Genomic DNA, 19,325 nt, shown 5'->3' on the forward strand with positions numbered 1-19,325 from the left:
AGAAATGTGAAAACGGGGCGTGACGGCGCGCATGCCGGCCGCCCTTGACTTCAAGCCGGCTTGAAGCAGCACAGTCCGGTTCGTGATCAATGAAACGAAAGGGGATCGACGATGGAAGCCAACCGGCCCAACGAAGCGCAATCCGCGTTATGGAACGGTCCGTCGGGGCGCGCATGGGTCGATGCGCAGGTGACGATGGACCGGATGTTCGAGCCGTTCGAAACGCTGCTGGCGGACGCCGCGGCAGCGTCGTCCGCCAGCAGCGTGCTCGATGTGGGCTGCGGCACGGGCGCGGTCACGCTCGCGATCGCGCGGCGGCTCGACGCGAACGCGCAGTGCACGGGCATCGACATTTCGGCGCGGATGATCGACGCCGCTCGGGCGCGTGCCGAACGCAGCGGCCTGCGCGCCCGGTTCGTGTGCGCGGACGGGCAGACGCACGCATTCGAGCCGGCGAGCGTCGACCTGATCGTGTCGCGCCTCGGCGTGATGTTCTTCGACGATCCGGTGCGCGCGTTCGCGAACCTGCGGCAGGCGGCGCGGCCGGGCGCACGGATGCGGTTCGTCGTGTGGCGCGGCGCGGCCGACAACCCGTTCATGACGACGGCCGAGCGGGCGGCCGCGCCGTTGCTGCCGAACTTGTGTGCGCGGCAGCCGGGCGCGCCCGGGCAGTTCGCGTTCGGCGACCGGCAGCGGGTCGCGTCGGTGCTGTCGGACAGCGGCTGGGCCGACGTTGCGATCGAGCCGGTCGATCGGACGTGCGTGCTGCCGGCGTCCGCGCTGGGCGACTACGTTGCCCGGCTGGGCCCGGTCGGCCTTGCGTTGCTGGAGACGGACGAGGCGACGCGGCGGCGTGTGGTGGACACGATGCGCGCGGCGTTCGAGCGGTACGTGCATGGCGCCGAGGTACGCTTCGAGGCGGCGTGCTGGCTCGTGACGGCGCGCGCGCCGTCCGCATGACATGTAGCGTGCAAGCAGCGGATGAGGAACGGCGTGGCCGCCCGTTCGCCCGGCAGGCGGCCGTGCCCGCGTGGCGAAGTGGGGCCGCGCGACCCGCGTGCGTCAGCGTTTGCGCGCGCGCAGCATCAGCCACGCGCAGCCACCGGCGACCAGCGCAAGCCCGAGCAGGACGGCCTCGGCGCCGAGCGCGAAACCGGGCGGCATGGCGCCGCTGTTCGGCACCGGCGACAGGTTGCCGCCCATCGCGACGGCGCCGCCGGCGAGCAGCGCCGCGCAGACGATCCAGTAGGCCTTGCCGAGCGGCGCCGCGGCGCGGATTCGCCACAGCGCGATGCCGGCGCCGCCGAGGTAGAGCACCGCGAGCGTGCCGAGCGCGATGACGTCGGCCGCGCGGCTGTGCGGCAGCCCGCTCATTCGGCCTCCGTCGCGTGTCCGGGTGCACGGCTCAGCAGGTGCGTGCGCTTGTCTGCCGCGAGCGACACGTAGCGTTCGTACTGGCGCAGCACGTCGGCGATCACCTCGTCGCCGCGCAGGTATTCGACGTCGTAGCCGAGCCGGCCGTCCTCGAAGAACGTGACGATGCCATGGACGTGCGCACGCGATGCATCCGGTTCGGCTGCCTCGCGCACGAGGAACGCGGCCGCGGATTTCGCGGTGACGCGCACGCCGTATACGAAATCGCGATGTTCGGCGGTCGGCACGGTGAGCCGCACCGCATCGTCGCTGTCGCGCTGCACGTGCGCATCGACGCCGCTCGCACGCAATTCGTCGGCGACCTTGCGCAGCGCCGGTTCGACCGTTTCCGCGACGAACTGGCGCGCCTCGGCCTCGGTCGTCTGCCGCAGGATGTGCGTCAGGCGATGGCGCCAGTGCTGGCCGGTCCAGAAGCTCGTTGCAGGCGCAACGTCCTGCGAATAGTGTGCGCGGTCGGCCGCGAGCCCGCGCCACAGCCCGTAACAGAGCGCGAGCATGATGATGGCGACCGGCAGCGCGGCGATCAGCGTCATCGCCTGCAGCGCGCCGAGCCCGCCCGCGACGAGCAGCACCGCGGCCGTCACGCCGAGCAGCGCGGCCCAGAACAGCCGCTGCCAGACCGGCGAATGCGCGTTGCCGCGCGTCGCGATCTGGTCGATCACGAACGCGCCCGAATCGGCGGACGTGACGAAGAACACCGCGATCAGCACGATCGCGACGATCGACAGCAGTTGCGGCAACGGCAGGAAATCGAAGAAGCGGAACAGCAGCGCATCGACGTTGGTCGCCGTTTGCGCGAGCGCGCCGGCCGCGCCGTGCGTGTCGAGCCAGATCGCGCTGTTGCCGAACACGGTCATCCAGACGAGGTTGAACGCGGTCGGCACGAGCAGCACGCCGATCACGAACTGTCGGATCGTGCGGCCGCGCGAGATGCGCGCGATGAACATGCCGACGAACGGCGACCACGACACCCACCACGCCCAGTAGAGGATCGTCCAGCCGCCGAACCAGCCTTCCTCGCGCGGCGGCGCGTACGCGTACGTGCGGAACGACAGGTCGACGAGGCTCGACAGGTATTGGCCGATGTTGTCGCCGAGCGCGCGCAGCAGGAACGCCGTCGGGCCCGCGACCACCACGAACGCAAGCAGCAGGAACGCGAGCAGCAGGTTCAGCTCGGACAGCCGGCGCACGCCTTTGTCGAGGCCGGTCGCGGCCGACACGCCCGCGAGGATCACGACTACCGCGACGAGCCCGATGCGGAACAGGTTGCTGCCCGTGTCCCAGCCGGCGACCGTCTGCAGGCCCGCGCTCAGCTGCATCACGCCGTAGCCGAGCGTCGTCGCGATCCCGGCGACCGTGCCGACCAGCGCGAACGCATCGACGGTATGGCCGATCCAGCCGTTGATGCGCTCGCGCAGCACCGGATAGAGCCCGGAGCGCAGCGTGAGCGGCAGGTTGTAGCGAAAGCCGAAGTACGCGAGCACGAGCCCCATCAGCCCGTAGATCGCCCACGCATGGAAGCCCCAGTGGAAGAACGTCATCAACATCGCTTCGCGCGCGGCGGCGGGCGTGCCGGGGTCGACGGTCGGCGGCTTCAGGAAATGCTGCATCGGCTCGCCGACGCCGAAGTACATCAGGCCGATGCCCATGCCGGCCGCGAACAGCATGGCCGTCCACGACACGAAGCTGAATTCGGGTTCGGCATCGTCGGGGCCGAGCCGGATATTGCCGAAGTCGCTGGCGGTGATCAGCACGAGAAACACGAGGAAGCCGGTGACGGCGAGCACGTAGAACCAGTCGAAACGTGCGATGACCCATTGCTGGCCGGCGGAGAACAGCGCGCCGGCTTCGCTCGGGCGCAGTGCGCACACGACGAGCAGCGCGCCGATGACGACGAGCGCGGGCAGAACGACCTGCGGCTTGAATGTCGTGCGAGGCGAGGGACGGGAATCCGGCATGGCGGGCATCCAGTTGTGGGCGCAACGAAGCGCGACGCCGCCCGGCGCATGGTACGCGTCGGACCCTGATACGGCGTGCGTCGAGTGTACCGCGGTGTCAGGACTGCAAGAAGAGGGCATGCAGAAGGGTAAACCTGACGGATTGTAAGGTATCGCGGCGAGCGAGAAAACCCGCGCGGTGCGTGCGGCGAGCGGGCGAGGCGGGGAAACGCGGCGGCGAACGCATATCGGACACCCGGACGGCGCGTACGGCATGCGCATCGTCCGGGTAGAAGACGGCGCACGAAAGGCGCCGCCAGAGGGTTCAGAACGTGACGGCGATCCCGGCCATGCCGACGAACTGGCCGTGCGTCGTCGACGGCGTGAGCTGCTGCGAATCGCCGACGATCGGCGCCGCGTCGACGATGTGGCCGGCGCCTTGCGCGCCGAGCGTCCGCCCGCTCGAATGCGTGTAGGCCTGCAGCGCGTAGAGCGTCGTGCGTTTCGACAGGCTGTACGACTCCTTCAGCGAGTACTGCTGATAGCGGGCCGCGTTCGCGACGCCGTTCGCCTTCGATGCGAGCGTGTACGCGAATGCGCCGGCCACCGAGAACGTCGGCGTGAAGCGGTACGCGGCGAGCGCGCCGTAGGTGTTGAACACGGCCGTGTCGGTGAAGGCCGAGCCGTTGCCGGGCAGATACTTCACGTTCGAATAGTTGAGCCCCATCGTCAGGTCGCCGAGCGTGTAGTTGCCGGCCGCCGCGACCTGCTCGACGGCCTTCGCGGTCAGGTAGCCCTGGTTCAGCACGGACACCGCGAAGCTGCCCGACGACGCGGTGGCCGGATTCAGGAAGCCCGCGGAAGAGCCCGAGCTGTTGATCCGCAGATAGCCGGCCGCGATCCCGATCGGCCCGTTCGCGTAGCGCAGCGCGGCGCTGAACGTGTTGCCCTTGCCGGTCGCGCCCGCGATGCCGCCGAATGCGTACATTGCGCTCGCGGTCAGGCCGGCGAAGGTCGGCGACGTATAGGTAACCGAATTGTTCACGCGAATCGTCGTGTCGAGGCCGTCGATGTCGCCCGGATGTGCGCCGGTGGCGCCCGTCAGCCAGCTGCTCGACGCGTACGGGCCGACGAACAGGAAGTAGGGCGTGTACTGGCGGCCGGCCGTCACCGTGCCGTAGCTCGCGTTGCGCAGACCGACGAAGGCTTGGCGATTGAACATCGTGCCGGCGGCGGCCTGCGCACCCGTATTCAGGTTGAAGCCGGCCTGCAGATCGAAGATCGCGTGCGTGCCGCCGCCGAGATCCTCGTCGCCGCGCAGCCCGAACTTCGACGCATACAGGTTGCCGTCGCGCAGGTAGATGTTCGAGTGCCCTTGCTGGTTGTTCACGTACGCGAGCGAATCGTCGACGACGCCGTACAGCGTGACGCTGCTCTGCGCATGGGCGGCGGTCGCGCCGAGCGATGCGGCCGATAAAATCAGGATTGCATAACGGTTGACGGGTGCTTTCATTGTCGATCTCCGGGTCTCTTCATCTCTTCTCTTCAACGGGGCGGGAGGTCGAATGCCTCCTCTGTGGCAGGCGGCGGGCCGCGCGAACGGCCCGCCTGATCAGGTTGGTTCAGTGGTCGAACGCGACGACGAGGCGGCGCCACGCGCCGTCCCGCGCATCCTGCTCGACGCGCGCGCCGCGCACGGCAACCGGGCCTTGCAGCGACACGGGCAGCAGGATCTCGACGCGGTCGGCCGGGCGCGCCGGGCGGCCGTCCCAGCGGACCGACACGCCGAGCTCGCCCGACGCCTCGCGGCCGGTCTCGATGCGCCACAGTCCGTACTCGCCGTCGCGCCACGCTTCCGTCTCGCCGTCGTCCTCGACGCATTCGCCGTACGCGACGCCGTCCTCGATGCGCGGTGCGACGAGGAAGCCGCGCGTGTCGGTGCGCATGCCGAAATGCTGTTCGGCGACGTTCAACGGCAGCACGCGACCTTCGCGCAGCAGCATCACCGGCGTGTCGAGCGGCGCGGGCAGCGTCACGCTTGCACCGCCGTCGAACGACTGCGCGCTCGCGCAGCACGTCCAGCGTGCGCCGGACGGCAGGTACACCGTGCGTTCGGTCCGGCCGGGATCGACGACCGGTGCGACCAGCAGCGCGTCGCCGAGCATCATGTCGTCGCAGGTGTCGTAGCAGCGCGCATCGCCGGGGAAATCGGCGAGGGTCGGCCGCAGCACGGGCTCGTAGCGCGTCGTCGACAGCCACAGCAGGTGATAGAGGTAGGGCAGCAGCCGGTAGCGCTGCTTGATCAGCGCCGCGATCTGCGCGGTGATCTCCGGGTACATCCACGGTTCGTTGACGGTGCCGTCGTCGTTCCACGAATGAATGCTGAAGCGCGGCATGAAGATGCCGAACTGCACCCAGCGCAGCAGCAATTCCGGCGACGGCGCGGGGCCGGAGAAGCCGCCGATGTCGTGGCCGATGTTCGACACGCCCGACAGCGCGAGCCCGAGGCCCATTTTCAGGTTGTAGCGCAGCGTCTCCCACGACGTGTAGTTGTCGCCCGACCACGTCTGCACGTAGCGCTGCATCCCGGCGCCGCCGGAGCGCGACACGAGGAACGGCCGCCGCGCGGGCGCATGCGCGCGCTGCGCGTCGCGCGACGCGCGCATCATCAGCATCGTCTGCAGCACCTTCGCTTCGCGCGCCGGAAACGGCTGGCCGAAGCCGTGCGCGATCGCGTCGGGCGACCAGATCTCGTATTCGTTGTTGTCGTTCCAGGTCGATTCGATTCCGTATTCCAGCAGCGCCGACGTGACCTGCTCCTGCCACCAGCGATAGGCGTCCGGCTGCGTGAAGTCGACGTACGCGCCCACTTCGTCCCAGAACTGCACCCATGCGGGCTCGCCCGACGCGGAACGGATCAGCAGCCCGCGCTGCGCGGCGTCGTCGAAGGCCGGATGGTCGCGCAGCAGGCAGGGCTTGATGTTCGCGCACAGGCGGATGCCGTGGTCGCGATAGTGCTGCACGAAACCCTTCGCGTCGGGAAACTTGTCGCGGTTCCAGTTGAACACGTAGCGCTTTGCGCCGATCGACGTATAGCCCGACGACAGGTGGAACGAATCGCACAGGATGTCGTGCGCGTCGCACTGCTCGAGGAACTGGTTCATCTGCTGCTGCGCGTCCGGCGCATCGGTGTAGCTCATCGTCGAGCCCGAATAGCCGAGCCCCCATTTCGGCGTGCGTGCGGGGCGCCCGGTCAACCACGTGAAGCGTCGCGCGGCCGCGAGCGGCGTAGCGGGCGACGCGATGAAGTAGTAGTCGAGATCGCCGTGCTCGGCGACGAAATAGCGATAGGGCCCGTGGTAGTTGTCGAGCTCGCGGCCCATGTCGAACGAGCAGTCGGACAGTGTGTCGTAGAACAGCCCGAAGCCCCGGCACGTATCGGGCGACCACGTGATGTAGAACGGAATGTGCTTGTACAGCGGGTCCGTGCTTTTCGCGCTGTAACCCATCGCGTCGATGTTGCGCATCTCGAAGCGTGCGCCCGTGCGGTCGAGTTCGCCCGCGCGTTCGCCGAGGCCGAACACCTTGTCGCCGCGTTCGCGAGCGACGTAGTGATATGCGCGATCGTCCCACCAGCCGAAGTTGTATGCCTGCGTCGCGCGGTCGGCGAGCGCGACGCGCCATGCGCCGTTCGCGTCGCGCATCGACCACGTGCAATGGCCGCCTCGTCGGCGCACCGTGAGCCGGATCTGCGCGGTTTCGATCCGCACGCCGTCGTCGTCTTCGACGAAGTCGTAGTGCGGCAGTGCGAAGCCACTCAGGTCGAGGCGGTCGCGCCCGTCGAGCGGCACGTCGTCGAGACCGGGTGCGATCGTCCACGTGCGCGGGGTGCGCGCCGTCGCGTCGGGCAGCACGCGCACTCGCACGATGTCGTCCTCGAGCACGAAGATTTCGACGGTGGCGCCCGTATCGGACGCGAGCAGCACGCGGTTCGCGTGGTGGCTGGCGACGCGGAACACGGGCGGATGAAGGAGCGAAGTCATGAATGCGATTCCTGGTGAAAACGGAGGTCAGGCGTGCTGCGCGAGCAGGCGTTCCTGCTTCGACTGCCCGCGGATCAGCAGCGCGAGCAGCGTCACGCCGATGATGTCGAACAGGCCGAGGCACGCGAACAGCGGCGCATAGCCGATCTTGTCGGCGAGCGCACCGACCAGCAGCGAGAAGCCGAGGCCGCCGATCCACGCGGCCATCCCGGCGAAGCCGCTCGCGGTGCCGACTTCCTCGGGATCGAACACGTCGGCCGACAGCGTGTTGACGAGCGCGGAAATCATCTGGTGCGCGAAGCCGCCGACGCAGAACAGCGCAATCGCCATGTACGGCGACGACACGAGCCCGATCATCGCCGGCCCGAGCATCAGCACCGCGCCGAGCGCGACGCCGGCGACGCGCGACCACACGAGCGGCAGCTTGAAGCGATTCGCGAGGTACGGCGACAGGTAGCCGCCCGCGATGCCGCCAAGGTCGGCCGCGAGAAACGGCATCCACGCGAATACCGCGATCTGCGTGAGCGGCATGTGGCGCTCGGTCGCGAGGTACAGCGGAATCCAGAAGCTGAAGGTCTGCCACGCGGGTTCCGCGAAAAAGCGCGGCAGCGCGATCGCCCAGAAGCGCCGCGCGGTGACGACGTCGCGGATGCGGCGCTTCGACACGGGCGGCATCGTCGCCTGGCCGTCGCGGATCAGCGTGCGCTCCTGCGACGTGAGGCGCGGATGGTCGGCCGGGGACCGGTACTGCGTGTACCAGAGCGCCGCCCACAGGAAGCCGAGCGCGCCGGTGACCATGAACGCGGCCTGCCAACCGAACCGCATCGAGATGAACACGACGAGCGGCGGCGCGATCGCGGCGCCGAGCGACGTGCCCGCGTTGAAGTAGCCGACCGCGACGGATTTCTCGCGATCGGGAAACCATTCGGCGACGGCCTTCATTCCGGACGGAATCGCGGCGGCCTCGAACAGGCCCAGAAAGCCGCGCAGGATGCCGAGCGAGAGCCACCCCGACGCGAAGCCGTGCGCGACGCCGACCACCGACCACAGCATCGCGAACAACGCGAAGCCGAGCCGCAGCCCGATCAGGTCGACGATGAATCCGCACACCGGCTGCATGATCGTGTAGCCGATCTGGAACGCGCCGACGATGTACGAGTACTGCTGCGTCGAGATCGCGAACACCTGCTTGAGTTCGGGCGCGAGCACCGCGAGGGAATTCCGTGCGAGGTAGTTGAGGATCGTGCCGAGACACACCAGCACGATGATCCACCAGCGCAACGCCTTGACTGTCTTCACTGCTGTCTCCTGTCAGGGAGGGCGGCGCGCGGCGCCTGCCCGGTCCATGAGGCCATCCGTCGGGACGGCTTGATTCGTTTTCGTTCGTACGATGTCCGATCTTGCTGCGCGCCGGATTTGTCGGTTTATCGCGAAATCACGGTGTTCGAGCGAACATTTCGTCGTCGTTGAGCTGCAATGTTATCTGACGACTGATCATTTTCGAACATCCTATGTTCGAATGCGAATCCGGTCAACGTGAATCTGCATTCGAACGAACGTACTCGGGGTTTTCCCGATGAGCGGATGACGGCCGCGCGCGGTGGCGCAGGGCGGTCGCCCGTCGCAGGCCCGTGTGGTGGGGCCGAATGCCCGTCCGCCCGGTCGACAGGCGCCGGATGGGGCGGGACAACGCGGATGAAAATTTATTTCTTTTCTGGCGGTAGATTGTGTAAATTCATTTTCATCGAACCTTGCAACAACCCTTCGCATGACGCCTCTCGTTCCGCCTGATGTCAGTCACGACGAACTCGCGATCGCCGAGCGGATCGCGTCGGCGATGCCGTTGATGACGCCAATTCACCGGCGCATGGGCGAATTCGTGCTCGCGAACCCGTTTCGCGCGGCGACGATGCGGATCGACGAACTCGCACAGGCCGTGAATGCGTCGATCGCGACCGCGAACCGCTTCGCGAAGGCGCTCGGTTTCGACGGCTATCCGGCGATGCGCGCGGCGCTCGTGCGCGGCTTCGAGGCCACGCTCGGGCCGGTCGAGCGGCTGCGTTCCGCACAGGAGCAGGAATCCGGCGTACGCGGCGCGGTCTGGATCGATGCGGTATTCGACCAGGCTGTCGCCAACATCGAGAACACGCGCGCGCAACTGGACGCGGCCGATGTCGAGGCGGCGGTCGAGGCGATCGTCGGCGCGCGACGCGTGCTGATTCTCGGTGCCGGGTCGAGCGCATTCCTTGCCGGGCTGATCGAGCATGGCCTGTCCGTCTGCCACGACAGCGTGCAGTCGCTCGCGCTGCTCGGCGGGCCTTCGCATGCGGCGCGACGCCTGTACACGGCCGATTCGCGCGATCTCGTGATCGCGCTCGCGTTTCCGCGCTACGTGAAGGACACGATCGAGCTGGCGCGTCGTGCGGCGGCGCGCGGCGCACGCGTGCTCGGCATTTCCGACGGTCCGCAATCGCCGCTTGCACCGGTCGCGTCGCTGAACCTGTACGTGAAGGCGGAGCGGCGTTTCGCGGCCACGTCGGAAGCGGCCGTGCTCACGATGATCGAGGCGCTGATCGATGCAGTCGCGCTGCGCACGCACCGGTCCGCGAAATCCGCCGCCGAGATGACCGAATTCCTGCTGCCGTGGCTCGTGCAGCCGCAAGCGGCGCTGCCGGCCGTCAACCCTTCTTCCCCTCGTCCGAAAAAATCATGACTCCATCCGCGATCGTCGCGATTCACGGCGGCGCAGGCACGATCCTGCGCGAAGCGATGGATACCGACACCGAACGTCGGTACCGCGCCGAGCTCACCGCGATCCTGCAGGCCGCGCAACAGGTGCTGGCCGACGGCGGCAGCGCGCTCGACGCGGTGACCGTCGCGGTGCGCATGCTCGAGGACTGTCCGCTGTTCAACGCCGGGCGCGGCGCCGTCTATACGGCCGAAGGCAAGCACGAACTCGACGCGGCGGTCATGGACGGCGCGACGCTCGGCGCCGGCGCGATCTGCTGCGCGACGCGCGTGCGCAATCCGGTGCTCGCCGCGCGGCGCGTGATGGAGGCGAGCGAGCACGTGCTGTTCGCCGGCGCGGGCGCCGATGCGTTCGCCGCCGCCCAAGGGCTCGAACTCGCCGAACCCGGCTACTTCGACACCGAAACGCGGCATGCGCAGTGGGTCAAGGCGCGCGCGGCGGCCGGCATGATGCTCGACCACGATGCGGCCAGCTTCGCGTTCGGCGGCGCCGCCCAATCCGCCGAGCCGCTCGATCCGGATCGCAAGCACGGCACGGTCGGTGCGGTCGCGCGCGACCTGAACGGCCACATCGCGGCGGCGACGTCGACGGGCGGCATCACGAACAAGCAGCCGGGGCGCGTCGGCGATTCGCCGATCATCGGCGCCGGCTGCTATGCGGACGACGCGACCTGCGCCGTCTCCGCGACGGGCACCGGCGAGATGTTCATCCGGCTCGCGACCGCGCATGACGTGGCGGCGCAGATCGCGTATCGCGGCGCGTCGCTCGCGGACGCCGCGCACGATGTCGTGATGAACAAGCTGCCGCGCCTCGCGGGCCGCGGCGGGATCATCGCGGTCGACGCACAGGGCAACGTCGCGATGCCGTTCAACACAGAAGGGATGTACCGCGGCTACGCGCGCGTCGGTGAAGCGCCGGTCGTCGGCATCTACCGCGACGATGCGGCCTGATTGCGGATCGCACGAGGAGATATGTCATGACTTCGAGCCGTAACCCGTCGCCCTTGACGTTGCCCGAGCAGCGCGTGGTGGCCGTCGACGACCTGTCGGTCACGTTCCGCCGCGAAAGCGCGACGTTCGACGCGGTGCGCAACGTGTCGTTTCACGTCGATCGCGGCGAGACGCTCGCGATCGTCGGCGAATCGGGCTCGGGCAAGTCGGTCACGTCGCTCGCGCTGATGCGGCTCGTCGAGCACGGCGGCGGCGAGATCACGAGCGGCCGCATTGCGTTCCGGCGACGTGGCGGCGCGCTGGTCGATCTCGCGCAGGCGAGCGCCGCGACGATGCGCGGCATCCGCGGCGCGGACATCGCGATGATCTTCCAGGAGCCGATGACGTCGCTGAACCCGGTGTTTACGGTCGGCGACCAGATCAGCGAGGCGATCGCGCTTCACCAGTCGAAGAGCGCGGCCGAAGCACGCGCGGAAGCGCTGCGGCTGCTCGATCTCGTGCGCATCCCGGAAGCGCGCCGCGTGTTCGCGCGCTATCCGCACCAGCTCTCCGGGGGGATGCGGCAACGCGTGATGATCGCGATGGCATTGTCGTGCCGGCCCGCGCTGCTGATCGCCGACGAGCCGACGACCGCGCTCGACGTGACGATCCAGGCGCAGATCCTGCAACTGGTGCGCGGGCTGCAGGACGAAATGAACATGGGCGTGATCTTCATCACGCACGACATGGGCGTGGTGGCCGAAGTGGCCGACCGCGTGCTCGTGATGTATCGCGGCGAGAAGGTCGAGGAGGGCGAGTCGGACCGCATCTTCGCGACGCCCGCGCATCGCTATACGCGGGCGCTGCTCGCGGCCGTGCCGCGGCTCGGCTCGATGCAGGGCACCGACGCACCGGAGAAATTCCCGCTGTTGAAGGTGGACGGCACGAACGCGGCGGCCACGGCCGCGACGACGGCGTCCGCCGCGAACGACGCGCAGCCGCCTGTCGATCACGCCGCGCCGCCGATCCTGCGCGTGCGCGATCTCGTCACGCGCTTTCCGGTGAAGAGCGGCGTGTTCGGCCGCGTGTCGCAATACGTGCATGCGGTCGAGCGCGTGAGCTTCGAGCTGCGCGCGGGCGAGACGCTCGCGCTCGTCGGCGAATCGGGCTGCGGCAAGTCGACCACCGGCCGTTCGCTGCTGCGCCTCGTCGAATCGCAAAGCGGCTCGATCGAATTCGACGGCCGCGACATCAGCGCGCTGAAGGGCCCGGACCTGCAGGCGCTGCGCCGTAACATCCAGTTCATCTTCCAGGACCCGTTCGCGTCGCTGAACCCGCGCCTGACCGTCGGCTTTTCGATCATGGAGCCGCTGCTCGTGCATGGCGTCGCGAGCGGCAGCGACGCGCAGGCGCGCGTCGACTGGCTGCTCGACAAGGTTGGCCTGCCGCCGGAGGCCGCGCGCCGCTATCCGCACGAATTCTCGGGCGGCCAGCGCCAGCGGATCGCGATCGCGCGTGCGCTCGCGCTGAATCCGAAGGTCGTGATCGCCGACGAGTCGGTGTCGGCGCTCGACGTGTCGGTGCAGGCGCAGATCGTCAACCTGATGCTCGACCTGCAGCGCGAGCTCGGCGTCGCGTATCTGTTCATCTCGCACGACATGGCGGTGGTCGAGCGCGTCAGCCATCGCGTCGCGGTGATGTATCTCGGCCAGATCGTCGAGATCGGCCCGCGCCGCGCGGTGTTCGAGGCGCCGCAGCATCCGTACACGAAGAAGCTGATGAGCGCGGTGCCGGTGGCCGACCCCGCGCGCCGGCATGCGCCGCGCCAGCTCGCGGCGGACGAGATTCCGAGCCCGATCCGCTCGGTCGGCGACGAGCCGGTCGTCGCGCCGCTCGTCGCGGTCGGCCCCGATCATTATGTCGCGACGCATCGCGTCGGCGGCGCGTATTGAGTCGTGGAGTCGTGCGTCGCGATGACGCCGCACGAACCAGCAGGCAGTCGAAACCGAAACGCCCGTGAGGCGTCACCGATTCACCGATAGGAGCCCAGCAAAATGAACAAGCAGCATCCGTTTCCGATGTTTCGTCCGCGCGCATGCTTCGTCGCGCTCGCCGGCGCGTTCGCGCTGTCGGCCGCGCTGCCCGCGTTCGCGCAGCAGACCGCGGTGATGGCGGTGGATTCGACCTTCACGACGATGGACCCGTACGACGCGAACGACACGGTGTCGCAGGCCGTCGTCAAGTCGTTCTACCAGGGGCTGTTCGGCTTCGACAAGGACATGAAGCTCGTCAACGTGCTCGCGACCGGCTATGAAGCCAGCCCCGATGCGAAGACGTACACGATCAAGCTGCGCTCGGGCGTGAAGTTCCACGACGGCACCGATTTCAACGCGGCGGCCGTGAAGGCGAACTTCGACCGCGTGACCGATCCCGCGAACCACCTGAAGCGCTACAACATGTTCCGCGTGATCGAGAAGACCGAGGCCGTCGATCCGACCACGGTGAAGGTCACGCTGCGCGAGCCGTTCTCGGCGTTCATCAACACGCTCGCGCACCCGTCGGCCGTGATGATCTCGCCGGCCGCGCTGAAGAAGTGGGGCCGCGACATCGCGCTGCATCCGGTCGGCACCGGGCCGTTCGAGTTCGTCGAGTGGAAGCAGACCGACGACCTGAAGGTGAAGAAGTTCGCCGGCTACTGGAAGAAGGGCTATCCGAAGATCGACGCGATCGACTGGAAGCCGGTGGTCGACAACAACACGCGCGCGGCGCTGATGAAGACGGGCGAAGCCGATTTTGCGTTCCGCATTCCGTTCGAACAGGCGGCCGACCTGAAGAGCAACCCGAAGGTCGACGTGGTCGAACGGCCGTCGATCGTGCAGCGCTACGTGTCGCTGAACATGCTGCAAAAGCCGTTCGACAACCCGAAGGTGCGCCAGGCGCTGAACTACGCGGTGAACAAGGAAGCGCTCGCGAAGGTCGCGTTCTCCGGTTTCGCGACGCCGTCGACCGGCGTGGTGCCGCAGGGCGTCGATTACGCGACGAAGCTCGGGCCCTGGCCGTACGACCCGGCGAAGGCACGCTCGCTGCTGAAGGAAGCCGGCTATCCGAACGGTTTCGAGACGACGCTGTGGTCCGCGTATAACAACTCGACGTCGCAGAAGGCGATCCAGTTCGTGCAGCAGCAGCTCGCGCAGGTCGGCGTGAAGGTGCAGGTGCAGGCGCTGGAGGCCGGCGAACGCGTCGCGAAGGTCGAGAGCGCGCCGGATCCGGCGAAGGCGCCGGTGCGGATGTACTACATCGGCTGGTCGTCGTCGACCGGCGAAGCGAACTGGGCGATCACGCCGCTGCTGGCCGGCGCGTCGGCGCCGCCGAAGCTGGTCAACACCGCGTACTACAAGAACGACACGGTGGACGGCGACCTGACGAAGGCGCTGGAGACGGTCGACCGCACGCAGAAGGCCGAGCTGTACGCCGATGCGCAGAAGCAGATCTGGGCCGACGCGCCGTGGATCTTCCTCGTGCAGGAGAAGATCGTGTATGCGCGCAGCAAGCGGCTGCAGGGCGCGTACGTGATGCCGGACGGCTCGTTCAACTTCGACGAGATCTCGCTGAAATGACGGTGGTTTGCCCGCCACGCAGCGCCGGCGGCACGAGCCGCCGGTGCGCTGATTCGATCGGTGTCCCATGCTGAATTTCCTCGTCAAACGCCTGTTCGGCCTGCTGCCCACGCTCGCGATCGTCGCGGTGCTGGTGTTCCTGTTCGTGCACCTGTTGCCGGGCGACCCGGCGCGGCTCGCGGCCGGCCCCGAAGCCGACGAGGCGACCGTCGCGCTCGTGCGCGCCGATCTCGGGCTCGACCGGCCGCTGCCCGCGCAGTTCGCACGCTTCTTCGCGAAGATCGCACACGGCGATTTCGGCGTGTCGACGCGCAGCAAGCGGCCGGTGTCGACCGAGATCGGCGAGCGCTTCATGCCGACACTGCTGTTGACGCTCGTCAGCATGGGGTGGTCGACGCTGTTCGGCATGGCGATCGGCATTGCGTCGGCGGTCTGGCGCAATCGCTGGCCCGACCGGCTCGGCATGACGCTCGCGGTGTCGGGCATCTCGTTTCCGGCCTTCGCGCTCGGCATGCTGCTGATGGAAATCTTCTCGGTGAAGCTCGGCTGGCTGCCGGTCGTGCCGGACGGCACGTGGAAGAGCTACGTGCTGCCGTCGCTGACGCTCGGCGCCGCGGTCGCGGCGGTGATGGCGCGCTTCACGCGCGCGTCGTTCGTCGAGGTGCTGAACGAGGACTTCGTGCGCACCGCGCGCGCCAAGGGCGTGCACGAACCGATGGTCGTGCTCAAGCACTGCCTGCGCAACGCGATGATCCCGGTCGTCACGATGATGGGGCTGCAGTTCGGCTTCCTGCTCGGCGGCTCGATCGTCGTCGAGGCCGTGTTCAACTGGCCGGGGCTCGGGCGCCTGCTGGTCGACGCGGTGACGATGCGCGACTACCCGGTGATCCAGGCGATCGTCCTGCTGTTCTCGCTCGAATTCATCCTGATCAACCTGACCGTCGACGTGCTGTACGCGGTCATCAACCCGACCATCCGGTTCAAGTGAGGCCAGCATGAACGCGACTGTCCAGCCCGCGGCACCGGCCGCAACGACCGCGATCCGCACGCCGTGGCGCGAATTCTGGCGCAAGTTCCGCAAGCAGACCATCGCGCTCGTCGCGGGCGGCTTCGTGCTGGCGCTCGTCGTGCTCGCGTTCGTCGGCCCGCACATCGTGCCGTTCGATCCGGAAAACTATTTCGACTACGACGCGCTGAATGCAGGGCCGTCGGCCGTGCACTGGTTCGGCGTCGATTCGCTCGGCCGCGACATCTTCAGCCGGATCGTCGCGGGCACGCGCATCTCGCTCGCGGCCGGCTTCTTCTCGGTGGCGCTCGGCGCGGTGATCGGCACGTTGTTCGGGCTGCTCGCCGGCTATTACGAAGGCTGGTGGGACCGCATCACGATGCGCGTCGCCGACGTGCTGTTCGCGTTCCCGGGCATCCTGCTCGCGATCGGCGTGGTCGCGATCCTCGGCAACGGGATGGTCAACGTGATCTGCGCGGTCGCGATCTTCAGCATCCCGGCGTTCGCGCGGCTCGTGCGCGGCAACACGCTGATGCTCAAGCACATGACCTATGTGGAGGCCGCGCGCAGCATCGGCGCGTCCGACTGGACGATCATCATGCGGCACATCCTGCCGGGCACCGTGTCGTCGGTCGTCGTCTACTTCACGATGCGGATCGGCACGTCGATCATTACCGCCGCGAGCCTGTCGTTCCTCGGGCTCGGCGCGCAGCCGCCGACGCCGGAGTGGGGCGCGATGCTCAACGAGGCGCGCGCGGACATGGTGACGGCGCCGCACATCGCGGTGTTCCCGAGCCTCGCGATCTTCCTGACCGTGCTCGCGTTCAACCTGCTCGGCGACGGGCTGCGCGACGCGCTCGACCCGAAGCTGGAGCGCCGTTGATGCGGGCGGTGCCGATGTGGAGCGCGACGCTGCCGGCCGGGCCGCGCGGCACGATCGCCGACGTGCCGGGCGTGACGGTCGGCCATTGCACGCTCGATGCCGGCAACGTGCAGACGGGCGTGACCGTCGTGAAGCCGCATCCGGGCGACGTGTACCGCAGCAAGGTGCCGGCGGGGGCGGCCGTGATCAACGGTTTCGGCAAGAGTGTCGGGCTCGTGCAGGTCGACGAACTCGGCACGCTCGAGACGCCGGTCGCGCTGACCAACACGTTCGGCGTCGGTGCGGTCGCCCACGCGCAGATCCGCGCCGCGATCGCCGCGAATCCGCGGATCGGCCGCGACTGGTCGACCGTCAATCCGCTCGTGTTCGAGTGCAACGATGGTTACCTGAACGACATTCAGGCGTTCGCGGTTACCGCCGCGCATTACGACGACGCGTGCCGCGCGGCGTCGCGCGACGTCGCACGCGGCGCGGTGGGCGCCGGGCGCGGGATGTCGTGCTTCGACCTGAAAGGCGGGATCGGTTCCGCGTCGCGCGTGGCCGTCGCGGCCGGCCGGCCCTATACGGTCGGCGCGCTCGTGCTCGCGAATTTCGGCCGGCTGCCGATGCTGACGCTCGGCGGTGTGCCGCTCGGCCGCGTCGTCGCGCAACGGCGCGCGGCCGAAGCCGCGCACGCTGCGCCGCCCGAGCAGGGCTCGATCATCCTGTTGCTGGCGACCGACGCGCCGCTCGACGCGCGGCAGCTGTCGCGGCTCGCGCGCCGCGCGGGGGCCGGACTGGCCCGCACGGGCTCCGTGTACGGGCATGGCAGCGGCGACATCGCGCTCGCGTTCTCGACCGCCTACACGATCGCGCACGACGCATCGACGATCGCGCTGCCGGCCCTCGTGGCCGATGCGGCGCTCGATCCGCTGTTCATGGCCGTGGCCGAAAGCGTCGAGCACGCGATCGCCGACGCGTTGCTGCAAGCGGTAACGGTCGCCGGGCGCGACGGCCACGTGCGGCAATCGCTGCGCGACGCGGTGCCCGATCTCGACCGGTGGTTCAACGAGTACAACGAAGGACGTTCGACCCTGTCATGAAGATCCTGATCTCGACCGACATCGAGGGTGTCGCCGGCGTATTCGCGATCGAGCAGACGCGCGCCGGCAATCCGGAATACGAGCGCGCGCGACGCTGGATGACCGCCGAGGCGAACGCGGCGATCGAAGGCGCGTTCGCGGGCGGCGCGCAAGCCGTCTGGGTCAACGATTCGCACGGCGGCTTTCGCAACCTGCTGCCCGACGGGCTCGATGCGCGGGCGCGCGTCGTGCTCGGCAAGCCGCGCACGCTCGGGATGATGACGGGCGTCGAACAGCAGCCCGATCTCGTGTTCATGATCGGCTATCACGCGAAATCGCAGGCGCGCGGCGTGCTCGCGCACACGATCAACAGCTTTGCGTTCACGCAGGTGTGGCTGAACGGCGTCGAGCTCGGCGAAGCCGGACTGTACGGCGCGCTGGCGCGGGAATACGGCGCGCATGTCGCGCTCGCGACCGGCGACGACGTATTCGCCGAGGAAACGCAGCCGCTGTTTCCGGACGCGCGTTTCGAGACGGTCAAGACGGCCGGCGGCGCATCGAGCGGCGAGACGCTCACGCCGTCGGCGTCGTGCGCGCGGATCGCGGCCGCCGCGCGGGAAACGGTCGCGCGTGCGCTGTCGTCCGGCGTGCGCGCCGGCACGCATCGGCCCGCGCCGGCCGCTTGCACGCTGCGCGTGCAGACGGTCGCGCTCGCCGACCTGTTCTGCGTGCTGCCGTCGCTCGAGCGCGTCGATGCGGTGACGCTGCGCTTCGACGGGCCGTCGGTCGAGCATGTGGTGCGCACGCTGAACAGCCTGTCGGCAATGTCGTTCATGCTGCGGTAATGGGTGCCGCGACCATGCCGCCGGCGCGCGGCCGGTCAGCCGATCGCGACGGGGCGGGCCGTCGCGGCGAACAGGAATGCTTCCATCGCCGCGACCAGCGCGAGCGGCGTTTCGTTCATCGGATAATGGCCGGCATTGCGCAGCACGTCGACGCTGGCGAGCGGATAGCGCCGCAGGTAGGTGCGAGCCATCAGCGCCGCGTCGAACGTCGGGTCGTGCTCGCCGATCAGTACCTTTACCGGATGGATGCCCGCGATCTCTTCGCTGAAATCCGTATCGGCCCACGCGCGGAAGTACGCACCGAATGCCCGCGCCGACGAACAGGCGGCCGAATACGCGGCTTTCCACTCGATCCAGGCGGCGGGCAGCCGGTTGCCGGTGCTGCGGTCGATGATGGTCCTGCGATCGGCGAGGTGGTCGGCGGCCCGCTCGAATAGCGCGCGTCGCGCGGCGTCGAACGGCAGGCCGCCGCACGGTACCGGCGCGATCGGCACCAGCGCGCGAACGCGGTCGGGGGCGATGGCGGCGATTTTCTCGATCGCCATGCCGCCCATCGAATGGCCGACGAGACTGAAGGTCGGGAAGCCGAGCGCGTCGGCGAGTGCGAGCGTGTCGGCGGCGATCTCGTCGATCGTATAGTGGCCGCGGGCGTCGCGCATACGGCCGTAACCCCGGTAGTCCATGAATACATAGCTGAAGCGCTCGCGCGACAGCCACGCTTCGAGCGGTTCGAACGCGCGGGCGTCGCCGAACCAGCCGTGCAGCACGAGAACAGGGTGGGGGCCGTCCCCCACGCGATGAAACGTATTCGGCATGTTCGC

The 19,325-nt window shown here is 68.5% G+C and carries 15 protein-coding genes; 9 read left to right on the forward strand and 6 right to left on the reverse strand.

Annotation, left to right across the window (positions count from 1 at the left end; genetic code table 11):
* The first annotated feature begins 111 nt into the window (after positions 1 to 111).
* On the forward strand, positions 112 to 960 hold the full coding sequence (locus tag CFB49_RS21200; RefSeq protein WP_089492227.1) for a class I SAM-dependent methyltransferase: 849 nt from the start codon (positions 112 to 114) through the stop codon (positions 958 to 960).
* A 102-nt stretch (positions 961 to 1,062) separates the two neighbouring features.
* On the opposite strand, the gene CFB49_RS21205 is transcribed toward CFB49_RS21200, so the two are convergent.
* From CFB49_RS21205 to CFB49_RS21225, 5 genes are all read right to left on the reverse strand, one after another.
* A complete protein-coding gene (locus CFB49_RS21205) occupies positions 1,063 to 1,374 on the reverse strand; it encodes a hypothetical protein (RefSeq protein WP_089492228.1) in 312 nt (103 codons plus the stop codon).
* A complete protein-coding gene (locus CFB49_RS21210) occupies positions 1,371 to 3,392 on the reverse strand; it encodes a BCCT family transporter (protein WP_089492229.1) in 2,022 nt (673 codons plus the stop codon). Before CFB49_RS21210 ends, CFB49_RS21205 begins: the two co-directional genes overlap by 4 nt.
* Before the next feature lie 304 nt (positions 3,393 to 3,696).
* Positions 3,697 to 4,884, reverse strand: a complete 1,188-nt coding sequence (locus CFB49_RS21215; RefSeq protein WP_089436342.1) for a porin — start codon at positions 4,882 to 4,884, stop codon at positions 3,697 to 3,699.
* 109 nt (positions 4,885 to 4,993) lie between these two features.
* Entirely contained in the window at positions 4,994 to 7,414 is a 2,421-nt protein-coding gene (locus CFB49_RS21220; protein ID WP_089492230.1) for a glycoside hydrolase family 31 protein, read from the reverse strand.
* 27 nt (positions 7,415 to 7,441) lie between these two features.
* A complete protein-coding gene (locus CFB49_RS21225) occupies positions 7,442 to 8,713 on the reverse strand; it encodes an MFS transporter (protein ID WP_089492231.1) in 1,272 nt (423 codons plus the stop codon).
* Positions 8,714 to 9,182: 469 nt separating this feature from the next.
* On the opposite strand from CFB49_RS21225, the gene CFB49_RS21230 reads away from it, so the two are divergent.
* From CFB49_RS21230 to CFB49_RS21265, 8 genes are all read left to right on the forward strand, one after another.
* Positions 9,183 to 10,127, forward strand: a complete 945-nt coding sequence (locus CFB49_RS21230; protein ID WP_089492232.1) for a MurR/RpiR family transcriptional regulator — start codon at positions 9,183 to 9,185, stop codon at positions 10,125 to 10,127.
* On the forward strand, positions 10,124 to 11,113 hold the full coding sequence (locus CFB49_RS21235) for an isoaspartyl peptidase/L-asparaginase family protein (RefSeq protein WP_089492233.1): 990 nt from the start codon (positions 10,124 to 10,126) through the stop codon (positions 11,111 to 11,113). Before CFB49_RS21230 ends, CFB49_RS21235 begins: the two co-directional genes overlap by 4 nt.
* A gap of 26 nt (positions 11,114 to 11,139) precedes the next feature.
* Positions 11,140 to 13,044 (forward strand): dipeptide ABC transporter ATP-binding protein, encoded by a 1,905-nt coding sequence (locus tag CFB49_RS21240; RefSeq protein ID WP_089492234.1) that lies wholly within the window; start codon positions 11,140 to 11,142, stop codon positions 13,042 to 13,044.
* A gap of 102 nt (positions 13,045 to 13,146) precedes the next feature.
* On the forward strand, positions 13,147 to 14,709 hold the full coding sequence (gene gsiB, locus CFB49_RS21245; RefSeq protein ID WP_069616363.1) for a glutathione ABC transporter substrate-binding protein GsiB: 1,563 nt from the start codon (positions 13,147 to 13,149) through the stop codon (positions 14,707 to 14,709).
* A gap of 67 nt (positions 14,710 to 14,776) precedes the next feature.
* The gene (gsiC, locus tag CFB49_RS21250; RefSeq protein ID WP_069616364.1) at positions 14,777 to 15,697 is read left to right on the forward strand and encodes a glutathione ABC transporter permease GsiC; all 921 of its coding nucleotides are present in this window, start codon (positions 14,777 to 14,779) and stop codon (positions 15,695 to 15,697) included.
* Positions 15,698 to 15,704: 7 nt separating this feature from the next.
* Complete coding sequence (gsiD, locus tag CFB49_RS21255) at positions 15,705 to 16,598, forward strand: glutathione ABC transporter permease GsiD (protein ID WP_069616365.1); 894 nt, start codon at positions 15,705 to 15,707, stop codon at positions 16,596 to 16,598.
* Positions 16,598 to 17,680 (forward strand): DmpA family aminopeptidase, encoded by a 1,083-nt coding sequence (locus tag CFB49_RS21260; protein ID WP_089492235.1) that lies wholly within the window; start codon positions 16,598 to 16,600, stop codon positions 17,678 to 17,680. The genes gsiD and CFB49_RS21260 overlap by 1 nt, the downstream gene beginning before the upstream one ends.
* On the forward strand, positions 17,677 to 18,504 hold the full coding sequence (locus tag CFB49_RS21265) for a M55 family metallopeptidase (RefSeq protein ID WP_069616367.1): 828 nt from the start codon (positions 17,677 to 17,679) through the stop codon (positions 18,502 to 18,504). The genes CFB49_RS21260 and CFB49_RS21265 overlap by 4 nt, the downstream gene beginning before the upstream one ends.
* A 35-nt stretch (positions 18,505 to 18,539) precedes the next feature.
* On the opposite strand, the gene CFB49_RS21270 is transcribed toward CFB49_RS21265, so the two are convergent.
* Positions 18,540 to 19,319: an alpha/beta fold hydrolase gene (locus CFB49_RS21270; protein ID WP_069616368.1), complete on the reverse strand. Its 780-nt coding sequence runs from the start codon at positions 19,317 to 19,319 to the stop codon at positions 18,540 to 18,542.
* Positions 19,320 to 19,325: the final 6 nt, after the last annotated feature.

It is taken from the genome of Burkholderia sp. AU17457 (assembly GCF_002223255.1).
In the GTDB taxonomy this organism is placed as follows: domain Bacteria; phylum Pseudomonadota; class Gammaproteobacteria; order Burkholderiales; family Burkholderiaceae; genus Burkholderia; species Burkholderia sola.